Raw genomic sequence first — 988 nt, forward strand, 5'->3', positions numbered from 1 at the left:
GAGATTCTGCTGACCCCGACGGGTTATTTTCAACCGAAAACATGAACTGATCGATCGTCTCGCCAACAAGGTCCTCGACCCCGCTTAGGCTGTCGAGCGCGATTTGATAGCCATCTGCATCGCCCATGGCTTTGGCCTGCGCTGCTGCGAAGGCAGCTGCATCGATCGCGTCCTGCAATGCCATCCAGTGCGAGCCTGTGAGGTTGAGATCCGCCGCTTGGGCGAGGGCCTGGCCAACGATCCGCCTGACGCGGGCGATCTCCTTCTTGCCGCTCTTGAAGAGCGCATAGAGGGCGTTGAGCCGATCGCCGGCGTCCTTCAGTTCGGCATAGCGCAGTCGGATCGGTGACAGATCGAGACCGTAGGCCTCGACGATAACGCCGTCACGGTTCCGGAAACCACTCCGCCGTCCCGATGCGCTGTCATGGCCGAGAATAAGGCCGGCAGCGCGCAGCTCGCGCAGCCGTGCCTTGATGCAGGCCACGGTCTTCCTGACCTCGTCGGCTAGATGTTGGTTGCTTGGCCAGACGACCAGCGGGCGATCATCCGTCCAGTCGGCCTCCCAGGTGAGCTGCACGAGGTCCATCAGCGTCTCGATTGCGCCGTTGCTGACACCAATCGCGCCTTTCAGCGCCTTCACGGCCCTGCGCGCATCCTGTTTGGAGACCTGGATGCCAGTCGCATCGACGACCTTCATCCGGCGGGTGAGCTCGCGTGTCAGCGCCGTGATCGGCCGCGCGCCGGTGCGGCCCGTGAAAGCGGTTTGGGTATAGGTCATCGTTCGCCCCCTCGAGTGGAGGGACCGTCAGCAGGCAAAACTCGTGCGTGGCGCGAATCGCGCTCCCTTGAACCTTCCGTCGGAAATGGCTAGATAGGAGGTCTATCAAGTGACCGGTCAGCGTTTGGCGACGCTGCCCATCTAACGGTTCCAGGGTGCCCGGCCTTCGTGCCGGGCATTCGTTTATGTGGCCACGGTCATAGCTCCAGA

General features: G+C 62.4%; 1 protein-coding gene. It reads right to left on the minus strand.

Going from position 1 to position 988, the window contains the following annotated elements:
* Window positions 1–778 (minus strand): helix-turn-helix domain-containing protein (locus tag AACY08_RS27475; RefSeq protein ID WP_339472258.1); only part of this gene is annotated, 778 nt, incomplete at its 3' end.
* Window positions 779–988: the final 210 nt, after the last annotated feature.

Origin of the sequence: Pseudomonas sp. EL_65y_Pfl1_R83 (assembly GCF_963970695.1) — a bacterium.
GTDB lineage: Bacteria > Pseudomonadota > Gammaproteobacteria > Pseudomonadales > Pseudomonadaceae > Aquipseudomonas > Aquipseudomonas tritici.